This window comes from Gordonia insulae (assembly GCF_003855095.1).
GTDB classification, from domain to species: domain Bacteria; phylum Actinomycetota; class Actinomycetes; order Mycobacteriales; family Mycobacteriaceae; genus Gordonia; species Gordonia insulae.
This window is the reverse complement of the sequence record NZ_CP033972.1, coordinates 753,027-779,373: the sequence shown is the minus strand read 5'-3', so window position 1 is coordinate 779,373 and position 26,347 is coordinate 753,027. Positions and strand designations below refer to the sequence as shown.

General features: G+C 69.1%; 20 protein-coding genes and 2 pseudogenes. 10 read left to right on the top strand and 12 right to left on the bottom strand.

What is annotated here, in order from left to right:
- Nucleotides 1-82: 82 nt before the first annotated feature.
- Nucleotides 83-670: a peroxiredoxin gene (locus tag D7316_RS03675; RefSeq protein ID WP_124707089.1), complete on the top strand. Its 588-nt coding sequence runs from the start codon at nucleotides 83-85 to the stop codon at nucleotides 668-670.
- 11 nt (nucleotides 671-681) lie between these two features.
- Entirely contained in the window at nucleotides 682-1,215 is a 534-nt protein-coding gene (locus D7316_RS03670; RefSeq protein WP_124707088.1) for an alkyl hydroperoxide reductase, read from the top strand.
- A 100-nt stretch (nucleotides 1,216-1,315) separates the two neighbouring features.
- On the opposite strand, the gene D7316_RS03665 is transcribed toward D7316_RS03670, so the two are convergent.
- The gene (locus D7316_RS03665) at nucleotides 1,316-2,545 is read right to left on the bottom strand and encodes an aminotransferase family protein (protein WP_124707087.1); all 1,230 of its coding nucleotides are present in this window, start codon (nucleotides 2,543-2,545) and stop codon (nucleotides 1,316-1,318) included.
- Nucleotides 2,546-2,654: 109 nt separating this feature from the next.
- Here D7316_RS03665 and hrpA point away from each other — a divergent pair, with 109 nt between their 5' ends.
- Nucleotides 2,655-6,893, top strand: a complete 4,239-nt coding sequence (gene hrpA, locus D7316_RS03655) for an ATP-dependent RNA helicase HrpA (protein WP_232016744.1) — start codon at nucleotides 2,655-2,657, stop codon at nucleotides 6,891-6,893.
- Nucleotides 6,894-6,908: 15 nt separating this feature from the next.
- On the opposite strand, the gene nrdR is transcribed toward hrpA, so the two are convergent.
- The gene (nrdR, locus tag D7316_RS03650; protein WP_124711081.1) at nucleotides 6,909-7,397 is read right to left on the bottom strand and encodes a transcriptional regulator NrdR; all 489 of its coding nucleotides are present in this window, start codon (nucleotides 7,395-7,397) and stop codon (nucleotides 6,909-6,911) included.
- Nucleotides 7,398-7,499: 102 nt separating this feature from the next.
- On the bottom strand, nucleotides 7,500-8,129 hold the full coding sequence (locus D7316_RS03645) for a LysM peptidoglycan-binding domain-containing protein (RefSeq protein ID WP_232016743.1): 630 nt from the start codon (nucleotides 8,127-8,129) through the stop codon (nucleotides 7,500-7,502).
- A gap of 188 nt (nucleotides 8,130-8,317) precedes the next feature.
- On the opposite strand from D7316_RS03645, the gene lexA reads away from it, so the two are divergent.
- Nucleotides 8,318-9,088, top strand: coding sequence for a transcriptional repressor LexA (lexA, locus tag D7316_RS03640; protein ID WP_124707086.1), 771 nt, complete (start codon nucleotides 8,318-8,320; stop codon nucleotides 9,086-9,088).
- Nucleotides 9,089-9,180: 92 nt separating this feature from the next.
- Here the strand turns inward: lexA and D7316_RS03635 are convergent.
- Nucleotides 9,181-10,850, bottom strand: a pseudogene (locus D7316_RS03635) (putative PEP-binding protein).
- 166 nt (nucleotides 10,851-11,016) lie between these two features.
- Here D7316_RS03635 and D7316_RS03630 point away from each other — a divergent pair.
- The 4 genes and pseudogenes from D7316_RS03630 to D7316_RS03615 all read left to right on the top strand — a co-directional run bounded on the left by D7316_RS03630 (nucleotide 11,017) and on the right by D7316_RS03615 (nucleotide 15,364).
- Nucleotides 11,017-11,786: pseudogene (locus D7316_RS03630) on the top strand (DeoR/GlpR family DNA-binding transcription regulator).
- Complete coding sequence (locus D7316_RS03625; protein ID WP_232016742.1) at nucleotides 11,783-12,784, top strand: 1-phosphofructokinase family hexose kinase; 1,002 nt, start codon at nucleotides 11,783-11,785, stop codon at nucleotides 12,782-12,784. The pseudogene D7316_RS03630 and the gene D7316_RS03625 overlap by 4 nt, the downstream one beginning before the upstream one ends.
- Before the next feature lie 84 nt (nucleotides 12,785-12,868).
- Nucleotides 12,869-14,956, top strand: coding sequence for a PTS fructose transporter subunit IIABC (locus D7316_RS03620; protein WP_124707085.1), 2,088 nt, complete (start codon nucleotides 12,869-12,871; stop codon nucleotides 14,954-14,956).
- 147 nt (nucleotides 14,957-15,103) lie between these two features.
- Entirely contained in the window at nucleotides 15,104-15,364 is a 261-nt protein-coding gene (locus D7316_RS03615; RefSeq protein ID WP_124707084.1) for an HPr family phosphocarrier protein, read from the top strand.
- A 152-nt stretch (nucleotides 15,365-15,516) separates the two neighbouring features.
- Here D7316_RS03615 and hflX read toward each other — a convergent pair whose 3' ends face one another.
- The 4 genes from hflX to D7316_RS03595 are packed head-to-tail and all read right to left on the bottom strand — an operon-like array spanning nucleotide 15,517 to nucleotide 19,687.
- Nucleotides 15,517-17,019, bottom strand: a complete 1,503-nt coding sequence (hflX, locus tag D7316_RS03610; RefSeq protein ID WP_124707083.1) for a GTPase HflX — start codon at nucleotides 17,017-17,019, stop codon at nucleotides 15,517-15,519.
- 52 nt (nucleotides 17,020-17,071) lie between these two features.
- The gene (gene dapF / locus D7316_RS03605; protein ID WP_232016741.1) at nucleotides 17,072-17,986 is read right to left on the bottom strand and encodes a diaminopimelate epimerase; all 915 of its coding nucleotides are present in this window, start codon (nucleotides 17,984-17,986) and stop codon (nucleotides 17,072-17,074) included.
- A 34-nt stretch (nucleotides 17,987-18,020) separates the two neighbouring features.
- A complete protein-coding gene (gene miaA / locus D7316_RS03600) occupies nucleotides 18,021-18,950 on the bottom strand; it encodes a tRNA (adenosine(37)-N6)-dimethylallyltransferase MiaA (protein ID WP_124707081.1) in 930 nt (309 codons plus the stop codon).
- Nucleotides 18,947-19,687, bottom strand: a complete 741-nt coding sequence (locus D7316_RS03595) for a class III extradiol ring-cleavage dioxygenase family protein (RefSeq protein WP_124707080.1) — start codon at nucleotides 19,685-19,687, stop codon at nucleotides 18,947-18,949. Before D7316_RS03595 ends, miaA begins: the two co-directional genes overlap by 4 nt.
- Before the next feature lie 196 nt (nucleotides 19,688-19,883).
- Here D7316_RS03595 and D7316_RS03590 point away from each other — a divergent pair, with 196 nt between their 5' ends.
- Nucleotides 19,884-21,314 (top strand): DUF349 domain-containing protein, encoded by a 1,431-nt coding sequence (locus D7316_RS03590; protein ID WP_197718175.1) that lies wholly within the window; start codon nucleotides 19,884-19,886, stop codon nucleotides 21,312-21,314.
- 57 nt (nucleotides 21,315-21,371) lie between these two features.
- On the opposite strand, the gene D7316_RS03585 is transcribed toward D7316_RS03590, so the two are convergent.
- Nucleotides 21,372-22,070 (bottom strand): hypothetical protein, encoded by a 699-nt coding sequence (locus D7316_RS03585; RefSeq protein ID WP_124707078.1) that lies wholly within the window; start codon nucleotides 22,068-22,070, stop codon nucleotides 21,372-21,374.
- 16 nt (nucleotides 22,071-22,086) lie between these two features.
- Nucleotides 22,087-22,863 carry an SDR family NAD(P)-dependent oxidoreductase gene (locus tag D7316_RS03580; protein WP_232016740.1) on the bottom strand — a complete coding sequence of 259 codons (777 nt, stop codon included), beginning with the start codon at nucleotides 22,861-22,863 and terminating at the stop codon, nucleotides 22,087-22,089.
- A 219-nt stretch (nucleotides 22,864-23,082) separates the two neighbouring features.
- On the opposite strand from D7316_RS03580, the gene D7316_RS03575 reads away from it, so the two are divergent.
- A complete protein-coding gene (locus D7316_RS03575) occupies nucleotides 23,083-23,970 on the top strand; it encodes a LysR family transcriptional regulator (RefSeq protein ID WP_164473719.1) in 888 nt (295 codons plus the stop codon).
- Between the two features lie 17 nt (nucleotides 23,971-23,987).
- On the opposite strand, the gene D7316_RS03570 is transcribed toward D7316_RS03575, so the two are convergent.
- Both D7316_RS03570 and miaB read right to left on the bottom strand, forming a co-directional pair.
- Complete coding sequence (locus D7316_RS03570) at nucleotides 23,988-24,686, bottom strand: Rv2732c family membrane protein (protein WP_408609964.1); 699 nt, start codon at nucleotides 24,684-24,686, stop codon at nucleotides 23,988-23,990.
- Entirely contained in the window at nucleotides 24,686-26,272 is a 1,587-nt protein-coding gene (gene miaB, locus D7316_RS03565) for a tRNA (N6-isopentenyl adenosine(37)-C2)-methylthiotransferase MiaB (RefSeq protein ID WP_408609963.1), read from the bottom strand. The genes D7316_RS03570 and miaB overlap by 1 nt, the downstream gene beginning before the upstream one ends.
- Nucleotides 26,273-26,347: the final 75 nt, after the last annotated feature.

Below are 26,347 nucleotides of genomic sequence, written 5' to 3'. Positions count from 1 at the left end.
CACGATGGTGCATGTCTGACGACGAAGACATTCGCGCACATGACGTACCACCAGGATTCGAGCATCTAGGAGCGAAACGAGCATGGCTCTGCTGACCATCGGCGACCAGTTCCCCGCCTACAACCTCACCGCCGTCATCGGGGGCGACCTCTCCAAGGTCGACGCCCAGCAGCCCGACGACTACTTCACCACGATCACCAACGAGGACCACCCCGGCAAGTGGCGCATCGTCTTCTTCTGGCCGAAGGACTTCACCTTCGTGTGCCCCACGGAAATCGCCGCCTTCGGCAAGCTGAACGACGAGTTCGCCGATCGTGACGCGCAGGTACTCGGCGCCTCGGTGGACAACGAGTTCGTCCACTTCCAGTGGCGGGCCCAGCACGACGACCTGAAGACCCTCCCCTTCCCGATGCTCAGCGACCTGAAGCGTGAACTCGCCACCGCCGCAGGAGTTCTCAATGCCGATGGGGTTGCCGACCGGGCCACCTTCATCGTCGACCCGAACAACGAGATCCAGTTCGTCTCGGTGACCGCCGGGTCCGTCGGCCGCAATGTCGACGAGGTCCTCCGCGTCCTCGACGCCCTGCAGTCCGACGAGTTGTGCGCCTGCAACTGGAAGAAGGGCGATCCCACCATCGACGCCGGCGAACTGCTCACCGCGAGCGTCTGAGAGGAGACCGCATGAGCATCGACAATCTCAAGGACGCACTCCCGGAGTACGCCAAGGACCTGAAGCTGAACCTCGGCTCGATCAGCCGGACCACCGCGCTGAACGAGGAGCAACTGTGGGGCACCCTGTTGTCCACGGCGGCTGCCACCCGAAATGCCAAGGTGCTGGCCGAGATCGCCGACGAGGCCGCCGACATCCTGTCGGCCGAGGCCTACAACTCAGCGCTGGGTGCCGCGTCGATCATGGGGATGAACAACGTCTTCTACCGTGGTCGCGGATTCCTCGGCGGCAAGTACGACGACCTGCGCCCCGGCCTGCGGATGAACATCATCGGCAACCCCGGCGTGGACAAGGCCGTGTTCGAACTGTGGTCGTTCGCGGTGTCCTCCATCAACGGGTGTGAGCATTGCGTGGGAGCGCACGAGAACACCTTGCGTGAGGCGGGCGTCGATCGTGAGGTCATCTTCGAGGCGCTCAAGGTCGCCTCGATCGTGGCCGGTGTCGCGCAGGCGATCGCCACCACCGAGGTGCTCGCAACGGTCTGACACCCAGACGCACTGACCGACGACGACGCCCTGCCGGGATTCGGCAGGGCGTCGTCGTCTGTCGGTGGTGGTCACACCGCGGTCGGCGCGGTCCGGTCGGTCAGGACAACGCGGCCCGCATACGATCGGCGAGTTCGCCGACCTCGTCGGTGGTCATCACGAACGCCGGCGAGATCTGCAGCGCGCCTTGGCCTGCCGCCCGACCGCTGACGCCGTGCTCGCGCAGCGCGCCCACCATGGGCACGGCCCGCGCCGGATCGGCGAGTTGTACCGCGGTCACCGCGCCGAGTCCGGTCCGCACCTCGGCGACGGCATCCAGCTCGGCCAAGGGCGCGAGCGCCCCGGCCAGATCGGACTCCAACCGATCGGCCTCGGCGAGCAGTCCTTCGGACTCGATGATGTCGAGGTTGGCCATGGCGGCCGCCGCCGCACCGGCGTGCCCGCCGTAGGTGTAGCCGTGGCGCCACCAGACTCCGCCCGCATAGAACGGTTCCGCGATGTGCGGCGCGATGAACACCGCGCCCATCGGCACGTAGCCCGACGTCAGGCCCTTGGCGGTGGTCATCATGTCCGGCGCCAGGTCGAAACGGGTGGAGGCGAACCAGGATTCACCGCCGATCCGGCCGAAGCCCGTGACGACCTCGTCCGCGACGAACAGCACGTCGTGGTCGCGGCAGATCTGCCGGACCTCGGCGAGGTAGCCCTCCGGGGGGAGATAGATCCCGCCGGCGCCGATGATCGGTTCGCAGAAGAAGGCGGCGATCCGGTCGGCGCCCAGGCGCTCGATCAGCCCGAGCAGGCTCTTCGCGTTGTCCCACTCGACCGTCTCCGCGTCGGCCATCAGCTCGCCGTATCCCTCGCGGTTGAGCGGGATCCCGGCGAGCGCGGTGCCCGCGACGTGCATGCCGTGATAGGCCTTGGTCCGGCCCACGATGATGTTCTTCTCCGGTTGGCCCTGCTCATGCCAATAGCGGCGGGCGAGTTTGGCCGCGGTGTCCACCGAGTCGCTGCCGCCGGAGGTGAAGAAGATCTTGCTTCCCGGCACCGGGGCGATCGCGGCGAGGCGATCGGCGAGCTCCGCGGTCACGTCGGCGGTGATGTCGCCGAAGCCCGAGTAGTGCGCCAGACGACCGAGCTGGTCGGCGACCGCCTGGGCCACCTCGGTGCGTCCGTGTCCGATGTTGGTGAACCAGAGCCCCGCCGTCGCGTCGAGATACTCACGACCGTCGGTGTCCCAGATCCGCGTGCCCTGCCCGCGAGCCACCACGAACTGACCCTTGGTGGAGACCGAACCCATGTCGGCGAAACCATGCCACAGTGAACCTGCCATGCCCCAATCATGCCGTCCCGGGCGCGAGCGGCGGGATTCAGGTCGGCGAGATCACTGAGAACGGGCGTGCGCGAGGCCACCCCGGGCGACCCAATATCCTGGACAGATCATGCCCGCACCGACCACCGAGGACCGCCGAGCGCTGACCGATCGGCTCGCCGACCTGACCATCGTCGACGCACACCGTCTGCGCCGACGGCTCGAGAAGCTCGGCAGGTCGCCTAAGCAGTCGGCCTGGGACGCACTGGTCGCCGATGTCGAGAAGGCGCAGGCGCGGATCGACCGTCGCCGCGCCGCGCTGCCGGTGCTCACCTTTCCGCCCGACCTCCCGGTGTCCGCGGCGCGCGAGGAGATCGCCGCGGCCATCGCCGATCACCAGGTGGTCGTGGTCGCCGGTGAGACCGGATCGGGGAAGACGACGCAGTTGCCGAAGATCTGCCTGGAGCTCGGACGTGGGGTGCGGGGCGCGATCGGGCACACGCAGCCCCGACGGATCGCGGCGAGTTCGGTGGCCCGCCGCATCGCGGACGAGACCGGGACCGAGATCGGCGACGCGATCGGCTTCTCGGTGCGGTTCACCGATCGTTCGGGCGCCGACACGCTGGTCAAGGTGATGACCGACGGCATCCTGCTGCGCGAGATCGGCACCGATCCACTGTTACGCGGATACGACACCCTCATCATCGACGAGGCCCACGAGCGCAGCCTCAACATCGACTTCATCCTCGGCTACCTGAAACGTCTGCTGCCCCGACGACCCGATCTGAAGGTGATCATCACATCGGCGACGATCGAGCCGGATCGGTTCGCGCGCCACTTCTCCACTGCCGGCGCCGGGAGCGAAGCGAGCGGGCCGAATCGACCCGGCGCCGGGAGCGAAGCGAGCGGGCCGAATCGACCCGGCGCCGGGAGCGAAGCGAGCGGGCCGAATCGACCCGGCGCCGGGAGCGAAGCGAGCGGGCCGAATCGAACGGGCGCCGGGAGCGAAGCGAGCGGGCCGAATCGACCCGGCGCCGGGAGCGAAGCGAGCGGGCCGAATCGACCCGGCGCCGGGAGCGAAGCGAGCGGGCCGAATCGACCCGGCGCCGGGAGCGAAGCGAGCGGGCCGAATCGACCCGGCGCCGGGAGCGAAGCGAGCGGGCCGAATGTGCCCGGTGCCCCCGGCGATGTACCGATCCTGGAGGTGTCCGGGCGGGCGTATCCCGTCGACGTCCGTTACCGGCCTTTCGGCGACGACCGGGAGCCGGATTCCGATCATCGTGACCTCGATCAGGCGCAGGCGATCGATCAGGCCGTCGGCGAACTGTGGGCGTCGCACGCCCGCGGCGACATCCTGGTGTTCCTGCCGACCGAGCGTGACATCCGGGAGACCGCCGACGCCCTCCGTCATCGGGCTGCCGCCGGCGCCGAGATCGTCCCGCTCTTCGCCCGCCTGTCCATCGCGGATCAGCAGCGGGTGTTCTCCCCGTCGTCGGGTCGGCGCATCGTGCTGGCCACCAATGTGGCCGAGACGTCGCTGACGGTGCCCGGTATCCGGTATGTCATCGACACGGGGACCGCGCGGATCTCCCGGTACTCGACGCGATCCAAGGTCAACCGGCTGCCGATCGAGCCGGTCTCGCAGGCCTCTGCGCGTCAGCGCGCCGGCCGATGCGGCCGTGTCGCCCCCGGCGTCTGCATCCGCCTTTACGCCGAGGACGATTTCGACGCCCGGCCCGCATTCACCGACCCCGAGATCCTGCGCACCAATCTCGCCGCGGTGATCCTGCAGATGGCGGCACTGCGTCTCGGTGACGTGTCGGCGTTCCCGTTCGTCCAACCGCCGGACACCCGCGCCATCAGGGACGGCATGGCGGTCCTCACCGAGCTCGGTGCGATCCGCGAAACCCACCGCGACGATCATGAGCCGGTCCTCACCCCGGTCGGCCGGGACATGGCCCGGATTCCGGTGGATCCGCGGCTGGCCCGGATGCTCATCGCCGCGCATGAGGGCGGTTGTCTCGACCATGTCCTGGTGATCGCCGCCGCCCTGTCGATCCCGGATGTTCGGGAGCGGCCTGCCGAGCATCGCGAGGGCGCCGACGCCGCGCACCGGCGGTTCGTCGTGCCGGGGTCGGAGTTCCTCACCTACCTGGAACTCTGGTCGTATCTGTCGGATCGACGACAAGAGCTGTCCGGCAACCAGTTCCGCCGTCAGTGCGAGCGTGAGTTCCTCCATTTCCTGCGCATCCGGGAATGGCAGGAGCTCCATCGTCAGCTGACCCGCATCGTGTCGGACCTCAAGTGGTCGGCAACGCCGACCACCCGCGACGGCGACGCGATCCACCGGGCGATCCTGGCCGGCCTGCTCGGCAACATCGCCGTGCGGCAGGGGGATACCCGCGATTACACCGGCGCCCGCAACACCAGCGTCGCCATCTTCCCGGGCTCCTCGCTGTCCCGAAAGCCTCCCCCCTTCATCATGGCCGCCGAGATCGTCGAGACGTCACGGCTCTTCGCGCATACGGTCGCCGGGATCGACCCACTGTGGGCGGAGCGACTCGCGGGCGACCTCGCTCGCCGGTCGTACAGCGAACCCCACTGGTCCGCCAAGCGCGGGTCCGCGATGGCCTATGAGCGGGTGACGCTGTACGGGGTGACCCTCGTCGCACAGCGTCGTGTGCCGTTCGGCTCCATCGATCCGCTCACCTCCCGGGAGATGTTCATCCGGCATGCGCTCGTCGAGGGCGATTGGCGCACCGATCACGCGTTCTTCCATCGCAATCGCGACCTGCTCGAGAAGGCCGCCGACGTCGAACACCGTGCTCGTCGCCGAGATGTGGTGATCAGCGAACAGCAACTGTTCGACTTCTACGACGCACGGGTAGGCGCCGACGTGGTGTCGGCACGGCATTTCGACACCTGGTGGAAGAAGACGCGCCGAGAGCAGCCCGATCTGCTGGACCTGCGCCGAGAGGACGTCGCCGCGGACGTCGCGGTCGCCGACACGGATTTCCCCGGTGCCTGGCAACAGGGCGAGACGCGGCTGGAACTCCGCTATCGATTCGAGCCGGGCGCGCCCGATGACGGGGTGACCGTGGTGATCCCGCTGCCGCTCCTCGATCATGTGCGATCCGCCGGGTTCGACTGGACCGTTCCGGGACTACGCTCCGAACTCGCCACCGAACTCGTCAAGTCCCTGCCGAAGGCACTGCGCAAGTCCATGGCTCCGGCCCAGCGCTTCGCCGATCTCGCGCTGTCCCGCCTGACGCCCCGCGCCGAGCCGCTGGTGACCGGTCTCGCCCGGGAACTCTCCACGATCACGTCGATGACGGTGTCCCCCGCTGATTTCGCACCCGACCGCATCCCCGGGCACCTGACGATGAACTTCGCGGTGATCGATCGCACGGGAGCCACGATCGCCGGCAGCAAGTCGCTCGCCGACCTGAAGAAGCGGTTCGCCGATCACGACGAGGACGCGCCGCGACGCCGGGCGAGCTTCACGTCATGGACCGCGGACGGGATCGGCGAACTCGAGGACACCACCACGACCACTGTTGCCGGACAGACGATCACCCGCCACCCGGGACTCGAGGTGGTACGCGACGATGCCGGCCGGGCGACCGGTGTCGCGCCGGCCGAGTTCGCGAATGCCGCCGAGCGCGACCGCCGTTTGGCGGAGTCCGTCGTCGTCCTGCTCGAGTCGGCGATCCCCACGCTGTCCAGAAAGATCACCGGTACTCTCGATCCCGAGGGCCGACTTGCGTTGAGCCAGAATCCGTATCATCGTCCCGACGAGCTGGTGGCGGACTGCACGCGGCGCGCCATTCGCGACCTGGCGGCGACCCGCGACCTGACCACCATCCGCACCCCCGATCAGTTCGCCCGCCTGCGGGACTCACTGCGGCCGGCCGTGATCGACGCCGCCCCGGAGTATTTCCGGATGGCGACCGACGTGCTCCGGCACCTCGCACCCCTACGGTCGGAGATCGACGAGGTCAGTGGTTCGGTTGCCGCGGACGACGTCGCCGAGCAGCTGGACAATCTGGTGTTCGACGGGTTCGTCGCCGCGACCCCGCGAATCCACCTCACGCACATACCCCGCTACCTTCAGGCCGCCGAGAACCGCTTGGCCGATCTGGTCGGTTCGACGACCCGCGATCGGGACGGACTCGCTGCCGTCGATCGGGTGATCGCGCACTGGAATCGGCGCATCGACCAATTGCCGGCAGGTCGCCGTGACGCGTTCAACGACCGTGCCCACTGGCTGGTGGAGGAACTGCGGGTCGGGCTCTTCGCCCAGCGCCTCGGTACCGCCTACCCGATCTCGGAGAAGCGTGCCATCCGCGCCCTCGACGACTTCCGCTGACGCCGCCCGGGCCGCTCAGTCCGAGACCGAACCCGCGGTGTCGACCGTGTTCTCGTGCGTCAGATTTCCCTGTAGGTCGTCGATCTCCCGCTGGAAATCCTCCAACGATTCGAACGAGCGGTACACCGAGGCGAACCGGAGATAGGCGACCTCGTCGAGATCGCGGAGCGGCCGCAGGATCGCCAGACCGACCTCGTTGCTGGGGATCTCGGCCGAACCCGACGCGCGGACCGCGTCCTCCACCTGTTGCGCCAACTGTGCCAGGGCGTCCTCGGCGACCGCCCGGCCCTGGCAGGCCCGGCGGACACCGCGCATCACCTTCTCGCGGCTGAACGGTTCGGTCACCCCATTGCGTTTGACCACCGACAGGACCGCGCTCTCCACGGTCGAGAACCGGCGCCCGCACTCCGCACACGAACGGCGTCGTCGGATCGCCTGCCCTTCGTCGGCGACACGCGAGTCGATGACCTTGGTGTCTTCGTTCTTGCAAAACGGGCAGCGCATGTCGTCCTCACGCACATCTCGGGACACGCCGGCGCACCGGATGCTCGCTGCGCCGTGCCGGTTTCCGGCTGGACCCTGTGTCACGAGGATACCGTCCGACGATCAGCGGTAGGCGGGCGCGATCAGCGCCTGACCCACGCGGAGACCCGACGACGGGAGGTCGTTGCGCTCGACGATCTGCTGGATCACCGCCGCGCGCGGCACGTCCGGCGCGACCCGGTCCGCGATGGAGCTCAGCGAGTCACCCTGTCGGACGTGGACGATCTCGGTGCCCGCCGGGGTGGGCGCGACCGAGGCCGCGTAGTTCGACCCGATGATCGCCACCGCCCACACCAACACCGCCAGGGCCCCGCCGAGCACGACCGCGAGGGCCGTGGTGCGCCGGCGCACATAGATGCGTCGGTCGACCGCGGGTGCTGCGCAGCGCGTGCCCGCGACGACGGGCGCCGCGACCCGTCCCGCGGGTCGGCGATCCGCGGGTCGCGTGCGCTCCACCTGGGCGCCGCGCCGTGGCCGGGTGCTGACACCCGTGACCGGACGGCCGACCTGGCCGGTCCGCCCGGTGCCGAAGGGCGAGGCCGCGCGGCCGCGGGCCCGATGTGTCGGGCTGCCGGCGTCACGCATCGGGACGCCGGTGGTCGCCGGACGGGTGCGGGTGAGAGTCGACGTGCTCATCGTGTCCTCCTCGGTTCCCGATCGACGGGTGTCGATCACATGTTCGATGGAACGCATGTTCGATTTGTAGCACGTGTCGCCGACAAAGTCTCGACACGCGTCGAACAAATGTTTGAACAAGTCGGAACGGTCGGTTACTGTCGGCGCTACAGGAACGCATCGACCAGCCACTTTGCGAGCGAGGCTCCCCAGACAGCGCGACAGCCACCAGCCGACGCGCAGACACCGACAGAGAGGACTCACCGATGAGCGACAAGGCCGGCGGGCGGCGTCCAGCGCCCCGCGGGATCGATGACAGCCAGCCCGATGGTGTGACGGGCCCGACGTCGGACCCGGTCGCGGATGCCCCGGTCGTCGTCGATCCACAGGTGGCGGAGTCGACCCTGACCCCCCGTCAGCGCGGTGTCCTCGAGTTCATCCGTCAATCGGTGCGTGAGCGCGGCTACCCGCCGAGCATCCGGGAGATCGGCGATGCCGTCGGCCTGACGTCCACCTCATCGGTCGCACATCAGCTCCGCACGTTGGAGCGAAAGGGCCTGTTGAAGCGCGATCACAACCGTCCGCGTGCGGTGAACATCCAGGACGGCGACCACAACCCACCCGGCGGGACCTCGGCTCAGGCCGACGACCCACAGCTGCCGACACCGACCTTCGTCCCGGTGCTCGGTCGGATCGCGGCCGGCGGCCCGATCCTGGCCGAGGAGGCCGTCGAGGATGTGTTCCCGCTGCCACGCGAATTGGTGGGCGAGGGCTCGCTGTTCCTGCTTCGGGTGGTCGGTGAATCGATGATCGACGCCGCCATCTGCGACGGCGACTGGGTTGTCGTCCGGCAGCAGAACGTCGCCGACAACGGCGACATCGTCGCGGCGATGATCGACGGGGAGGCGACGGTGAAGACGTTCAAGCGCAAAGACGGTCACGTCTGGCTGATGCCGCACAACGAGCTGTTCGAACCCATACCCGGGGACGACGCGGCCGTGCTCGGCAAGGTCGTCACGGTGATGCGTCGCATCTGATCACCCCGCTCTGATCACCCCGCGACGAGCACTGTCGGCGGCCGGGACTCCCGGCCGCCGAACCGTTGCTCGCTCGCCCGTGCGCCGGTGACTCAGCCGGCGAGCGCCGCCGCGGCCGCGGCTCGCGCTGCGGCGGGATCGGCCGTGGCGAGCGCGGCCTCCGCTGCGACGCGGCACTGCTCGGTACTGACGAGACCCAGGCGCGCGCCCACCGCGGCCGCGGCTGCCGGAGCCGCCGACAACGAGGTGACGCCGAGTCCGATCAGGACGCACGCGAGCAGCGGATCGGCCGCCGCCTCGCCGCAGACGCCGACCGGCTTGTCGAGATCGCGTCCGGCCCGCGCGACCGTCGCGATCAGCGCCAGGACCGCGGGCTGCCACGGATCGGTCAGCGTCGCGAGTTCGGCCGACATCCGATCGGCGGCCATCGTGTACTGCGTGAGGTCGTTGGTGCCGATGGAGACGAAATCGACCTCGGCGAGGATCGCGGGTGCGAGGATCGCCGCGGCCGGTACCTCGATCATCACTCCCGCGACCAGCCCGCGGCTGCGCACCTCACCGGCGAACTCGGCGGCCTCCGCGGCCGATGCGATCATCGGCGCCATGACCCAGGGTTCGGCCGTACTCTTCGCCGCCGCGGCCGCGATCGCGTCCAGCTGCGTCGCCCGGATCTCGGGGTGGTCGAGGGCGATCCGGTTGCCCCGCACACCGAGTGCGGGATTGGCCTCGTTGAGCTGGGTGACGAACTTCAGCGGCTTGTCCGACCCGGCGTCGAGCGTGCGGATGACCACCTTCTGGCCGGGGAACGCATCGATCACCTCGCTGTAGAGCGTGGTCTGCTCTTCCACCGTCGGTGCGTCCGTGCGGTCGAGGAACGCCAGTTCGGTCCGGAACAGCCCCACTCCCTCGACGGGGTATCCGGTCGCCGTGCGCGCCGACGTCCCGTCCGCCACGTTGGCCAGCACGGCCACCTCGTGTCCGTCCGCGGTCCGGCCCGGACCGGACCAGTCGGCGATGGCGGCGGCACTGCGTCGACTCTCCTCGACGTCGGACTCGGCACTCGCCGCGTCGGGCTCGATCTCCATCGTGCCCGCCGTGCCGTCGACCAGGACGCTGGTGCCTGCCGGCACCGATGCCAGGCCGGTGACCGCGACGATGCACGGAATCCCCAACTGGCGGGCGATGATCGCGGTATGACTCGTCGGGCCGCCGAGTCGGGTGACGAGCGCGGTGATCCGGGTCGGATCCAGTCCCGCGGTGTCGGCGGGTGCGAGGTCGTCGGCCAGCAGGACCGACGGCACGTCGGGTTCGGGCACGCCCGGTTCCGGCACTCCCAACAGCTCGGCGACGACCCGGTCGCGTACGTCGTTCAGGTCGGTCACGCGCTCGGCCATGAGCCCGCCCAGCTTGGTGAACATGGCGGCGAACTGTTCGGTCGCGGCCACGGCCGCGGCCGGTGCCGCGGTGCCCTTCGCGATCAGTGCCGATGCGGCGCCCACCCAGCCGCGATCCTCGGCGAGGCCGGCCGTCGCCGACAGCACCTCGGCCGCCGCACCCGAGGCGTGTGAGGCACGGTCACGGAGTCGGCCGGCGACCGCGGAGGCGGCGTCGGCGAAACGCTTGGTCTCGGCCTCACGCTCGTCCGCGGGCAGCGGCGGTGCTGTGTCGGGGTCGTAGACGGGACGCTCACCCGGCCAGACCGTCGGCCCGTAGGCCTTTCCCCGACGACCGGCGTTCCGTTCAGTACGTGTGTCTGCTCCACCGAAGTCCTATCTGTACGTCGACCGGGCGGCCAAATGTGGATTGCGAAGGTGTTCGGCCACTTCTGTGATTCAAGTTACAAGAAATCCTTGACTTGTCAACACAAACAGGCGTAAACACAGATATAGCAACATCAAAGTCCACACATTCCAACAGACGAGGACATCGTGTACGCGGAAGAACGTCAGCAGGCGATCGCCGACCAGGTGCGTGCCAACGGTCGCGCCTCGGTCGCCGCGTTGGCGACGCTGTTCGAGGTCACCAGCGAAACCGTGCGCCGCGACCTCGCGGTCCTCGAACGTGCCGGCCATCTGCAGCGGGTGCACGGCGGCGCGGTCCGCCCGGGCGCCACACCGGTCGTCGGCGAACAGGGCATCGACGTGCGCCAGATGACGCGCACCGAGCAGAAGGTCGCGATCGGCCGGGCCGCGACCCGCTTCCTGCCGCCCGACGGTGGGTCGGTCTTCTTCGACGCCGGGACCACCACCTTCCAGGCCGCCGGCGCGCTGCCGCGCGACCGCAAGCTCACCCTGATCACCCACAGCATCCCGATCGCCGCGGTCCTGGCCGGCCACGGGTCGTCGGACCTGCACGTCCTCGGCGGGCGGGTGCGCGGCCTGACCCAGGCCACCGTCGGCGCCGAGACGGTGGCCGCGCTGGAGCGGATGCGCATCTCCACGGCCTTCGTGGGCACCAACGGGATCAGTGAGGCACACGGCCTGTCCACCCCGACCCCGAGGAGGCGGCCATCAAGGCGGCCATCGTCAGGGTCGCCAACCGCGTTGTCGTGCTGGCGGATTCGTCCAAGGTCGATCGCGAGGACCTCTCCTCCTTCGCGGATCTGGCCGACATCGACGTGCTGGTCACCGACGCCGGCATCGACGCGGTCACATCCGCCGCCCTGTCCGCCCGCGGCATCGAGATGGTGATCGCATGACCGAGAGAAGCCCCATGACGCAGTCCGCCGTCACGATCCTGACCGTGACCGCCAACCCCAGCCTCGATCGAACCCTCGAGCTGTCCGCGCCGCTGCACCACGGCGGTGTGCAGCGTGCCACCTCGGTCCGGGCCGAGCCCGGCGGCAAGGGCGTCAACGTCGCCCGCGTGGTCGCCGAGGCCGGTCTGTCGACCCGGGCAGTCCTGCCCGCCCGCACCGGCGATCCCCTGCTCACCGCGCTCGACGACGTGGCACTCCCCTACCTGACGCTGCCCATCGAGGGCGAGGTCCGCTCCAACATCACGGTGGCCGACCCCGACGGGACGACGACCAAGATCAACGCACCGGGCTTCGCCCTCGTCGCCGCGCAGGCCGACCGACTCGCCGAGCTCGTCGTCGAGAACGCCCGCGGCGCCCGATGGGTCGCGCTGTGCGGTTCGCTCCCGCCCGGACTCCCGGACGACTGGTACCGCACCGTCATCGATGCTCTCGCGGAAGCGAACTGCCTCGTGGCGGTGGATACGTCCGGGGCGCCACTCGCGGCAACCGTGCAGGGGCGGGTCGACCTGCTCAAGCCCAATGACGAGGAGCTCGCCGAGGCGACCGGTGTCGATCCGGCCCGGCTGGTGGGCGCGACGGCACACGGCGACTACGCGCCGCTGATCGACGCCGCACGCACCCTGGTCGACCGGACCGGCGCGGCCATCCTCGCCACACTGGGCGCCGCAGGCGCGATGCTCATCACCGACTCGGGCACATGGTTCGCCACACCGCCACCGATCGTTCCGCGCAGCACCGTCGGTGCCGGCGACTCCGCACTCGCCGGTTACCTCATCGCCGAGAGTCGCGGCGACGCCGCGCCGGACCGGCTCCGCACCGCCGTCGCCTATGGTTCGGCCGCCACCGCACTCGCCGGTACCCAGCCGCCACGGCCCGACCTGCTCGACCTCGCGGGCGTATCGATCACCGACCTCTCGGGAGCCGCCCAGGTCGGATGACTCCCACCACCACGAACACGATCGCCATCCGGTCGGCACGACCTGCCAACGACGACAGCACACCCTGAAGTAGAAGGAAATCCGATGTCAGAACAGATCATCACGACGCAGACAGTGCGTCTCGACGTGGACGCGGGCGACGACCCCGCCGCCGTGATCGGTTATCTCGCCGAGGCGCTCGCCGCCGCCGGCCGGACGACCGACGCCGCCGACCTCACCCGCGGCGCTCTCGATCGCGAGGCCAAGTCGGCCACCGGGTTGCCGGGCGGAATCGCCATCCCCCATGCCCGCGCCGAATCCGTCACCGACGCCGGCCTCGCGATGGCCCGGTTGTCGAACAAGGTCGATTTCGGCGCCCCCGACGGCCCCGCGGACCTCGTGTTCCTCATCGCCGCACCGTCCGGCGGCGCGACCGAGCACATGAAGCTGCTGAGTTCGCTCGCCCGCTCCCTCGTGCGCCCCGACTTCGTCGCCTCCCTGCGCGAGGCCGACAGTGACGAGCGTGTGGTGCAACTCGTCGACGAGGCGATCAACCCGCCGCCGGCCCCGCCCGCCGGCTCCGCGTCCCCGGGTGCCGGTGCCGCCGCCACAGCCACCGGTGCCGCAGGTGCCGCGGCCGCCGCATCGGCCGACACCGCATCCGCGAAGCGCCCGTCGATCGTCGCGATCACCGCGTGCCCCACGGGAATCGCGCACACCTACATGGCGGCGGACGCCCTCACCTACGCGGCCGAGCGTGCCGACGTCGACTTCCATGTGGAGACGCAGGGATCGTCGGCGACGAAGGCGTTCGATCCGCAGGTGATCGCCGACGCGGACGCGGTCATCTTCGCCACCGACGTCGGGGTGAAGGGCAAGGAGCGCTTTCACGGGAAGCCCGTGATCGCCTCGGGCGTGAAGCGCGCCATCAACGAACCCGACAAGATGATCGCCGAGGCGGTCGCGGCCAAGGACAACCCGAACGCGGCGGTGGTCGCCGGGGGTGACGGCGACGGGCTGCCGGAGAGCACCGCAGACGGCGGTGTGGGACTCGGCAAGAAGACCCAGCAGGCGTTGATGACCGGTGTCAGCTACATGATCCCGTTCGTCGCCGCGGGTGGTCTGCTCATCGCCCTCGCGTTCCTGCCCTTCCTGGGCGGTTACGAGATCGCGAACGGAACCCTCGACACCACGGGTGCGCTCAACGACGGCCAGTTCATCGCGCTCAACAACAGCCTCTGGGACCTCCCGGCCGGCGGCCTCGGTCAGTACATCGGTGCGGTGCTGTTCGCCGTCGGTGGACTCGCCATGAGCATGTTGGTCCCGGTCCTCGCCGGCTACATCTCGTTCGCCATCGCCGACCGCCCCGGCATCGCGCCCGGTTTCGTCGCCGGTCTGGTGTCCGTGGCCGTGGGTGCCAGCTTCATCGGTGGTCTGATCGGCGGTCTCATCGCCGGCGTCGCCTGCCTCTGGATCTCCCGACTCCCCTTGCCCCAGTGGGCACGCGGGCTGATGCCCGTCGTGATCATCCCACTGCTCGGCAGCCTGATCATCGGCGTGCTGTTGTACATGCTGCTCGGCAAGCCGCTCGCATGGGTGACCGAGCAGATGACCGAGGGACTCAACAGCATGTCCGGCGGTTCGGCCATCGCCCTGGGCATCGTGCTCGGACTGATGATGTGCTTCGATCTGGGCGGCCCGGTCAACAAGGCGGCCTATCTGTTCGCCACCGCGGGTCTCGCGATCGGTGGGACCGCGCAGCTGGAGATCATGGCCGCGGTCATGTGTGCAGGTATGGTGCCGCCGCTGGCCCTGGCGCTGGCCACCGTGCTGCGACCGAGGTTGTTCACCGAGCCCGAGCGTGAGAACGGCAAGGCCGCATGGCTGCTCGGTGCGTCGTTCATCTCCGAGGGCGCGATCCCGTTCGCGGCGACCGACCCCTTCCGGGTGATCCCGTCGATGATGGCCGGCGGCGCGCTCTCCGGTGCGCTGATCATGGCCTTCGGCGTCACCCAGCGTGCCCCGCACGGCGGCATCTTCGTGTTCTTCACGATGAACCACTGGTACCTGTTCCTGATCGCATTGGCCGCGGGCACCGTGCTCAGCGCGGTCCTCGTCATCGCGGCCAAGCAGTGGCGGACCGATCGCGATCAGGCGCCGGTCGCGCCGGAACTCGAAACCGTGCCCGCCTGAGCCGCATTCCGGCCACACTGATGCAGCAGCACTGATGCAGCAGGATGGCTGACAACTGAACATAGGGTGGGGTGTCGGGTGACCGGCACCCCACCATCCGACCCGGGTGGTACCGCCATCCGTACGCACACAAGTCAAGGAGTGACCATGCCCAGCACCACCGTCGCCGTCGGTTCCGCCGTCGGTCTGCACGCCCGACCCGCCACGATCATCGCCGAGGCCGTCGCGGACGCCGGGAGCACGGTGACCCTGGCGCTCGAGAGTGGCGACCCGGTGGATGCCGGGTCGGCGCTGATGATCATGACGCTCGGCGCCGAGAAGGGCACCAACGTCGTGGTCACCGCCGAGGATCAGAACACCCTCGACGCGATCGCAGCGCTGGTCGCCAAGGATCTCGACGCCGAATAGGCCGCGTCACCGCGACTTCGCGTCGCGGGGACCTCACGTCACGCGGGGGGCACTGCGCTCGTCGAGCGTGCACACGAATCCGCCGAGCATGCGTGGCCCAGGTCGGGCTGCGCACTGCTCGGCGGATTTCTGCTGTCCACTCGGTGTCGCTGCTACGGTGCGGTCAGCTCCTCCAGCGCCCCGGCGAATGCCGCGGGGACGCGGACGCGCATTCGGGTGCCGTCGGCGGTGTGCTCGCTCGACAGCACCTCACCCTCCTCGTGGATCCGGGACACCAGGTCGCCGCGCGTATAGGGCACGTCGATGGTCAACTCGACGTCGGACCGTCCGATGAACTCGCGGATCCGATCGAAGAGTTCCGGCAATCCCTCGCCGGTGCGCGCCGAGACGAACGCCGCGTCGCCGAGCGCACCGCGCAGCTCGGCCATCCGGGTTGCGTCGATCGCGTCGATCTTGTTGACCACCAACAACTCCGGCGGCGGCGCCACACCCTCGTCGGCGACCACCTCGTTGATCACCTGACGGACCGCCGAGATCTGTTCCGCGGGAAACGCATCCGACCCGTCCACGACGTGCAGGACCAGGTCGGCGTCGACGACCTCCTCGAGCGTGGACCGGAACGCCTCGACGAGCTGCGTCGGCAGATGGCGGACGAATCCGACGGTGTCGGTGAAGACGACCGCACGCCCGTCGTCGAGGGTGGCGCGGCGGGTGGTCGGGTCGAGAGTCGCGAACAACGCGTCCTGGACCAGGACACCCGAGCCGGTCATCGCGTTCACCAGACTCGACTTGCCCGCATTGGTGTAGCCCGCAACGGTGAGTCGCGGGATCGCGTTGCGTTCACGGGCCGCCCGCATCACGGTGCGGGACTTCTTCATCCCACGGATCTCGCGACGCAGCTTGGCCATCCGCTCACGGATGCGCCGACGATCCGTCTCGATCTTCGTCTCGCCGGGACCACGGAGTCCGACGCCGCCGTTGCTGCCGGCGCGGCCACCGGCCTGACGCGACATGGACTCACCCCAGCCGCGCAGGCGCGGGAGCATGTACTCCATCTGGGCGAGGGACACCTGGGCCTTGCCCTCGCGCGACGTCGCGTGCTGCGCGAAGATGTCCAGGATCAGAGCGGTCCGGTCGATCACCTTGACCTTGACGATCTTCTCCAGCGCGGTGAGCTGGGCCGGGGTGAGCTCACCGTCGCAGATCACCGTGTCGGCGCCGGAGGTCAGCACGGCCTCGCGGAGTTCGTCGGCCTTGCCGGACCCGATGTAGGTGGACGAATCCGGTCGGGAACGTCGCTGGATCAGGGCGTCGAGGACCTCGGACCCGGCCGTCTCCGCCAGCGCGGCGAGTTCGACCATGCTCGCGCGGGCCTGCGCGGCGCTGCCCTCGGTCCACACACCGACCAGCACGACACGTTCGAGTCGCAGCTGGCGGTATTCGACCTCGGTGACGTCGGTGAGCTCGGTGGACAGTCCCGCGACACGTTGCAGTGACGCGCGTTCGTTGAGCTGGAGTTCACCCGTCGTGGGTTGGGCCAGCCCGCGCAGGATGTCACGGCCGCCGCCGGGCGAGGATTCGATGTCGGCGAGGTCGACCAGGTCGTCGTCGTCCGGTGTGGACAGGGGAAACGGTGTTGATGCTGATTCGGTCATAGGCAGCTCCATGGTCTCACGCCCGGTGACCAGGAGGCATCCGATTTTCGCGTCAGTGGTCGAGCCGGTCCCAGCCCGGACGCAGTTCACCCTCCGCGACCAGCATCGATGGGCCTCGCAGCGACGATCCCTCGGGTCCGATGCCGACGTCGACCCGTCCGCCCGGCACGGTGATGCGCAGCGTGCCCGTCGACTCGCCGCGCGCCGCGAGCACGGCGGCCCCCGCGGCGACCAGCCCCGTCCCACAGCTGCGGGTCTCCCCGACACCGCGCTCGAAGACACGCATCGCGGTCGGAAGGCGTCCCAGCTCGTCCACCGGCCCCGGCGGCATCACCAGTTCGACGTTGGCACCGTGCGGGAACGCGTCATGGTCGATCTCCACGCCGGCCGCGAAATCGATGGCGGCGAGATCCTCGGACGTCAGATCCGGGACCACGCACGCGAGGTGCGGGTTGCCGACGTCGACCTTGATGCCGCGGTAGGCGTCGTCGCCGATGCGGACCAGCGACTCGCCATCCATCCGCACCCGGCCCATCTCGACGGTCACGTCGGCGCGCACCGTGTCGTGACCGTGCACGATGACCGGGCGGGCGCCGGCACGTGAGCCGACCGTGAACGCGTCCTCCGACGCCAACCCGGACGCCCGCAGATAGTGGGCGAACACCCGTACGCCGTTCCCACACATCTCCGCGATCGAACCATCCGCGTTGCGGTAGTCCATGAACCAGTCGTCGGGCGCGACACCGTCCGGAAGTCCGTCCAGCACGCCGCGTTCGACCAGCGCAGCCGACCGCACCACCCGCAGGAGCCCGTCCGCGCCGACGCCTCGGCGACGGTCGCACAGGGCGGCGACGAACGGTTCGGTGAGGTCGAGGTTCGCCGCGGGGTCGGCGAGGATGACGAAATCGTTCTGGGTGCCGTGGCCTTTCACGAAGCGCAGGTGCTCTGCCGGGGACTGTGCGATCACCCCTCCAGGGTACGGATGTCGCCTCGCCGACCCGTCACTCCCCGACCACCCGCATCGCGGCCGGCAACAGATCGGTCCGCGCCGCGTCGAGCCAGACGATGCGGTGATCGCGGCGGAACCACGACCGTTGCCGCCGGACATATCGCCGTGTCCCGATGAAGGTGAGCTCCTCGGCGGTGCCCAGGTCGTACTCGCCGTCGAGGGCAGCCAGGACCTGCGCATAGCCGATCGCCCGGGATGCGGTGCGCCCCGCGCGCAGGCCGACCTCGCGCAGGGCGCGGACCTCCTCGTCGAATCCCGCCGCGAACATCTGCCGCGTGCGCAGCCGGATTCTCTCGTCGAGGGTGCTGGTCTCACGGTCGAGTGCGATGATCCGGGTCTGCCATCGCGGTTCCCCGATCGTCGGCGCGGACGCGGCGAACGGCCGCCCGGTGATCTCCACGACCTCCAGGGCACGCACGATCCGACGCCCGTCGGTGTCCAGGATGGATGCCGCGGCGTCGGGGTCGACATCGCCGAGACGGCGATGCAAGGCGGCCACACCGAGTTCGGCGAGCATCGACTCGTAGCGGGCGCGCACGTCGGGGTCGGTCGCGGGGAACTGCCAGTCGTCGAGCAGACCCTGGATGTACATCATCGACCCGCCGACCAGGACCGGCGTCGTGCCGGCGGCGAGCAGACGTTCGACGTCGGCGGAGGCGGCCTGCTGATGACGCGCCACGGTGGCGGTCTCGGTGACGTCGAGCACATCGATCTGGTGGTGCGGGATTCCGCGTCGTTCGGCGACCGGGAGTTTGGCGGTGCCGATGTCCATTCCGCGGTACTGCTGCATGGCGTCCAGGTTGACGATCTCACCGCCGACCCGTTCGGCGATGTCGAGGGCCAGGTCGGACTTGCCGCTCGCCGTGGGCCCGACGATCGCGACCGGAACGCCTCCCCCGTCCCCCGACGACGAGACGGTCATCGCGGAGTCCAGGTCGCGACGACGTATCCGACGCCGAAAGGTGCCTGCGCATAATGCATGTGGGCGACCATCGGGCGATCACGGCACAGCTGCGCGGCCACCTGCCACGGAGTTCGACCGGACACCCCTTCGGCTGCACAGTCGTCGGCATCGAGCGCCGCGAGTGCCGCGGTGTCCGCGTCGGAGATCGCCGTGTCGATCCGCGCCTGCAGCGCCACCGCGGATGCACGCAGCCCGCCGCCGGGCGCCTTCGCCGACAGGCTGATCGCCCCGTCGCCCACCACGAGGACGCCGACCCGCCCGTCCGCGGCATCGACACGTGCGCCGAGATCGACGCCGATGCGAGCGCACTCCGCCGGCGTCGCGTCCGGCGACATGACCACCGGCTCGACGGTCCCGACCTCCGTCTCCGCGCGCAGCCACCCGGCGATGAGCATCGACAGCGGCAGGTCGCGACCCGAGTCACCGGACGCCGTCTCCCGACGCAGAGACGCCGCGACGTCGACGCCGTACCGGGCAAAGCTCCCGGCCGTCGGCACGTCCTGACCAAGGCCCGGGCGCGACGCGGTGGCGGAGTCGGCCACGCCGATCGCGATCCACGTCGTCGACGTATCGGCGAGATCGTGGACCGCCGCGAGCGTGGCCGCACGGACGGGTCCGGTGTCGATCGCCTGCGGGCCCGCGAGCGCCGGAAGCAGCAGCGGGGCACTCGGCACGAAGACCACGGACGCCAGCACGACCACGACGCTAGCCGACCGGACCCCGCCCGATGCCACCGAGTCGTGGCGCAATGTCACGGCAGCGCCCCCATGAAGCTCTCTGACCTGTTTGAATGAGGAGACCTCCGTGCCGGCATCGTGCGCCGACGCGGGGACATCGATGCGACGGCAGCCGTGACGCGCGGCACCAACCTGCGGGAGAGGGCACCTGCACATGACGAATCCGACCGAACCGACCACAGCTTCCGAGAGCGATGCGACGCAGGCCCCGCCTGCCGAGTCGGCGACATCCGCCGCGGCACCGCCGTCGGGAGCCGCGACCCCGAAACCACATCCCGGACCGAAGCCGGGACCGCGACCCGGCCCACGACCCGGGCCCCATCCGCGTCCCGCGGACATCCCGCCGGTGCCGGCACCGGTTCCGCACGGTGACCCCCACAAGTTCGGCCGGATCGACGCGGAGGGCATCGTCTGGCTCAAGACCGCCGACGGTGAACGTGAGATCGGGTCCTGGCAGGCGGGGTCCATCGACGACGGTCTCGAGCACTTCGCCCGCAAGTTCGACGACCTGGCCACCGAGGTGGAGATCCTCGAGGAGCGGCTCGCCGCCCGGTCCGGCGACCCCCGCAAATCCCAGGCAGCTGCCCGCCATCTTCTCGACGCACTCCCGACCGCGGCGGTGATCGGCGACGTCGCCGCGATCGAGGAGCGTCTGACCCTGATCGTCGGGAGCGCCGACGAGGTGGCCGACACGATCAAGGCCGAACGGGAGGAAGCCCGCACCGCGGCGATCGCCCGCAAGGAGGAACTCGCCACCGAGGCCGAGGAGATCGGTGCGGAGTCCACGCAGTGGAAGGTGGCCGGGGATCGGCTGCGCACCATCCTCGACGAGTGGAAGACCATCAAGGGCGTCGACCGCAAGACCGACGACACGTTGTGGAAGCGATATGCCAAGGCCCGGGATGCGTTCAACCGCAGGCGCGGAGCACATTTCGCCGAGCTCGATCGTGAGCGCGCGGGCGCGAAGGCCCGCAAGGAGGAGCTGATCACCCGCGCCGAGGAACTGTCCGGTTCCACAGACTGGGCGCCGACATCGGCGAAATTCCGCGACCTCCTCGCCGAATGGAAGGCGGCCGGCCGCGCTCCCCGGGACGCCGACGACGCCCTCTGGCAACGATTCAAGGCCGCCCAGGACGTCTTCTTCTCGGCGCGCAACGCCGCGACCTCCGAGCGCGACAACGAGTTCGCCGCCAACGCCACCGCGAAACTCGCACTCCTCGACGCCGCGGAGAAGGCGATCGATCCGGCCGCCGACCTGGAGGGCGCGCGACGCGAGTTCCGGGCGTTCCGGGAGAAGTGGGACGAGATCGGCAAGGTGCCCCGCGAGCAGATGGGCAGTCTCGAGGGCCGTGCTCGTGCCGTGGAGAAGCGCATCCGCGACGCCGAGGATGCCCAGTGGCAGCGCACCGACCCGGAGGCGCAGGCCCGTGCGGCCCAGTTCGCGGACCGCGCAGCACAGCTCGAGGACCAGGCACGCAAGGCCGACGAGCGAGGCAAGACCAAGGACGCCGCCAAGCTACGCGACCAGGCAGCCCAGTGGAAAGAATGGGCCGACGCCGCGGCGAGCGCCATCGCCGACCGCTGACCTCGATCTGCCCCGGCACCGTGGGTGGTACCGGGGCAGATCGCTGCTCGTTCCCGGTCAGAGCCGGACGAGCGGATACTTGTCGATGATCGGCGCAAGCAGTTCGGCTGCCCTGGCTCCGGTGATGACATCGGTGGTGGACACCTTGCTGATCACCTTCGAGGAGGCATCCTCGTAGACGTGTTCGCCGATCATCCTCACCGCGTCGTCGTAGGGCCAGACGAACGCCAGCGTGCGTCGCACCAGATAGTAGGCATCCGGGTCGTATCCGGAACCGGCCGATGTCTCCTCGCTACCTGCCCCGTCCCCGTCCTCGGCGAGGGCGCCGAAGACGTTGTCCCCCAGCATTCTTCCCGGGACGAATTGGCTGAACTCCGCCTCACCGGCGAAGCCCCAGTCGGCGACGGCCATCTTCTGCCGTCCCGTCCACATCACGAGCATGTCCATCTCCGCGAGGGTCCGGTAGAACTCGCGGACCTGGTCGAGCCCGTCGAGGATCACCCCGTTCCCGCCCTCGAAGATGCGGTAATGAGGATGGCGCACGGTCATGTCGGCGGCCAGCAGCTCGTCGTAGCGTCCGGACACCTCGAGCAGTCCGTGGCGCCGATAGTTGACGAGGATCGCCCGGTGGACGGGATTCGTGGTCGACTCGATGATCGTGTCGATGTCGTCCATCATGTGGACGAGTTCGTGCTCATAGACGGTCGTCGGGACCGCCGACGACGCCTCGGACAGGGTTGTGTGGGCTGTACTCATTGTCTTCCTCTCACTCCTACAGGTATTTGCTGAGGTCGGGATAGCCACCGATCTCGTAGCCGCCATCGACGACGAGTTCGGTGCCGGTGATGTAGCTCGCCGCGGAGCTCGCGAGAAACACTGCGGGAGCTGCTAGTTCGGATGGCTGGGCCGGACGCTTGAGCACCGCGTTGGCGTTGAACTCGGCCATGATGCCCTCGTTCTCCAGGATGATGGCCGCCATCGGTGTGTCCACGAGCCCCGGCAGCACGGTGTTCACCCGGATGCCGTGTCGCCCCAGCTCGAGGGCGGCGTTGCGTCCGAACATCTCCACACCGGACTTACCTGCGGCATAAGCACTTCCGCCGTACAGCGGCATGTGCGCGTTGACCGACGAGATGTTGACGATCGCCCCACCCCGCGCGGCCTCCACCATGCTCGTCGCCGCATACTTGGTGCAGAGGAAGACGCCTCGCAGGACGACGTCGATGGTGAAGTCCCAATCCTCCTCCGCCAGCTCGATGATCGGGGCGGGGCGCAGTCCGCCCGCCACGTTGAACAGGGCGTCGATGCCACCCAGCTCGGACTCGGCGGTGGCAACCGCCGACCTGACCGCCAGTGTGTCCGTGACACTGCCGTCGACGGCGACGTAGGCGTCCCCGTACCGGTGGGCGGATTCGGTCAACTTCTCCTTGTCGAGGTCGAAGGCCAGCACGCGGCCACCGCTCTCGATCAGTTGCTCGGCGATGGCCCGGCCGATCCCGGAGGCCGCCCCGGTGACGATCGACCGCTTGGGTGTCTTGTTCTCGATCACATGTGTTCCTGACGACGAAGATGCAGACGTGGATGATGCAGACGTGGATGATGCGGACATGCGACATCGGGCCGGGACCGTACGCTGTACTGCGCTGCGTCCCTTGCCTTTCCATTGATGCCTCTTCGACTTTGACACCCGTCACAGCCGATGTACATTGAGACCCACGACACGGTGTTAACCCATCGCTTAACGCCGATCGCTACACCGGGAGACGCCGTGACGGAGTTCTTGAACCTGGGGCTGGTGAACTCGCTCGAGGTCCTGATCGAGGAAGGCAGCTTCTCGCGTGCGGCTGCCCGGCTGTTCATCACACCACCCGCGATGACCCAGCAGATCCAGCGACTCGAGGCCGCCGTGGGCTATCGCCTCGTCGAGCGCGGCAGCAAACCGGTACGGCTGACCCGGCGCGGGTCCGGCTTCATGGTGCATGCGAGCGCAGCGCTCGCCCAGGCACGCCTCGCCCTGGGCGTCGACGCCGACCGGCAGACCCTGCGTATCGGCTTCATCAACGGGTACCCGGGCGGCACCGACGAAGGTTTCCTCATCCGGTTCCGAGCCGAGAACCCGACCGTCGACGTCACTTTCGTGCAGGTGAGCTGGGGAGAGCAGATCGGACGACTGCTCGACGGCGACCTCGACGCGTCGCTGGCACGCCCGCCCTACGACGACGCGACCGGCATCGACACGGTCCCCGTCCATCGCGAGAAACGTGTGGTCGCGGTACCGATCGACTCACCACTCGCGGAGCACGATTCACTGACGCTCGCCGATCTCGACGGTCATCCCGTGGTGGGCGCCCAGGGCATCAGCCGCGAGTGGACCAAGTACTGGGTGGTCGATCCACGACCGAGTGGCGAACCGGTGGAGTACGGGGTGTGGGCGGCGACGATGGAAGAGGCGATCAACGGTGTCGCACTGGGCGGGAACATCATGGTGACCGCGGATTCGGTCGCCAAGCGGTACCAGCACACGGGCCTGACCTACCTCGACCTCACGGACGGGAGCACCTGCCAGGTCGACCTGTGCACGAGGTCCACCGACAAACGGCCGGCCATCCGCGCGCTGCGCCGCGCGGCCCGAGCCGAACCGCCGGCTCGGCGCTGAGGGCTGGGCGGGCCGGGTCAGTCCTTCGGCTTGTGCTGGAGTGACCGCGCCAATTCGTCGCGCGTCGCCGCCTCTTTGCGCCGTTCCTCCTCGAGCGCGAGGTGATACGTACTGCGCGCCCAGACGACCCGCGCCCAGTGGAAGGTCAGGACCAGCACCGCGAGCCATGCGATCACCAGGCCGATGCCCACGCCCGACGGCGGATCCACGCCGCCGACACCCGGCGTATTCCGCGACCACCAGGCCAGCATTCCCGCGACACACGCGATTGCGTTGCCGCACAATGCGATCCACGCGACGATCCACCGCCGTGTCAGCAGCGCGAGCACGGAGGCGCCGATCCCGAAGATCGCCACGAAGTAGACGAACACCTTCGACACGATCGTGACACGCTCGGCGGCGGCGTCCGGGGCGAAGGTCAGCACCTCGATGCCGGTCGCGGAGCCGGTGTGTGGCAACACGAGTGCCAGCATCGCGACCAGCACGGCGACCGCGACCACGACCGCGCGCATGCCGGGATCGATCTCGCCGGCCACCTTGCGTTCCGCCTTGCGCAGATCACGTTCGTACTCCGCGAAACGTCCGGCGTCGGCTCGCGCGCTGCGGGCGTCGTCCTGCGACCGCGTCTCGTCGTGCTGGTTCTCGTCGTACTGGTTCTCGGCGCGGTGGTCGTCGCCGCTGGTGTTGTCGCTGCGGTTGTTCTCGGATTCGCTCATCAGCCGCACCCTCCTGCACATCCGACGGTGACCGGTTCGGCGGGCGCCGCTCCGATCGTGGGCATCCCCAGTCCGACACCGATCGGTGCGGTGGTCGGCATGCGGCTGGCCTCGTGGGCGTCGCCCGCGCGGGTGCGACGATGGGTTCCGACGCCGGCATCGGCGATGAGGTGATGCGGCGCGGCGCCGGTCAGCCGTGTCGTCACGACGTCACCGGGGCGGATCACGTCATGACCCCGACGATCGCCGGCGGCGAAATGGACCAACCGGCCGTCGCGTGCGCGACCGGTCAGGCGCTGGGTGTGTGCCGACTTCCGCCCCTCGTCGGCCACCACGAGCAGTTCGACGTCGGTACCGACGAGTTCCTGGTTCTCGGTGAGGCAGATCTGCTCCTGCAGGGCGATCAGTCGCTTGTAGCGTTCACCGACCACCTCCGGCGGCACCTGGTCGGGCATCGTCGCCGCCGGGGTGCCGGGACGCGGTGAGTACTGGAAGGTGAACGCGCTGGAGAAACGCGCGGCGGCCACGACGTCGAGCGTCTGCTGGAAGTCCTCCTCGGTCTCGCCGGGGAAGCCCACGATGATGTCGGTCGTGATCGCGGCATGCGGCATCGCGGCCCGGACCTTGTCCAGGATGCCGAGGAACTTGCGCTGCCGGTAGCTGCGCCGCATCGCCTTCAGGACTCGGTCGGAACCCGACTGCAGCGGCATGTGCAACTGCGGGCAGACATTAGGCGTCTCTGCCATCGCATCGATGACGTCGTCGGTGAACTCGGCCGGGTGCGGCGAGGTGAACCGGACGCGCTCCAGGCCATCGATTCCGCCGCAGGCGCGCAGCAACTCGGCGAACGCACCGCGGTTGCGTGGCTGCTCGGGGTCGCCGAACGACATGCCGTAGGCATTGACGTTCTGGCCGAGCAGTGTCACCTCCAGCACACCCTGATCGACGAGGGCCTGCACCTCGGCGAGCACATCGCCGGGCCTGCGGTCGACCTCCTTGCCGCGCAGCGACGGGACGATGCAGAACGTGCAGGTGTTGTTGCAGCCGACCGACACCGAGACCCAACCGGAGTACGCCGACTCGCGTCGTGCGGGCAGCGTGGACGGAAAACGATCGAGCGTCTCCAGGATCTCCACCTGAGCCGACTCGTTGTGGCGGGCACGCTCGAGCAGTGTGGGCAGCGACCCGATGTTGTGCGTGCCGAAGACGACGTCGACCCAAGGCGCCTTCGCCAGCACCGAATCCTTGTCCTTCTGCGCGAGGCATCCACCGACGGCGATCTGCATGCCGGGTCGCGCGGACTTCGCCGGGGCCAGATGCGAGAGGTTGCCGTAGAGCTTGTTGTCCGCGTTCTCCCGGATGGCGCACGTGTTGAACACGACCAGGTCGGCGTCGCTGCCGTCGGCGGCCCGGACATAACCGGCATCCTCCAGCAGTCCCGCGATGCGTTCGGAATCGTGCACGTTCATCTGGCAGCCGTAGGTTCGGACCTGGTAGCTGCGGGAGGAGGCGGCAGTCGCGTCGAGCCCGACGGCATCGGACCCGACATCGAGGGCGCCGCGCCGCTCGGACAACTCGATACTCACACCTCCCAGGGTACGGGCCTGCGCAAATCGCCTTCGCGACACTCATGCACCCGATGAACAGGACGTGAAGTCCCG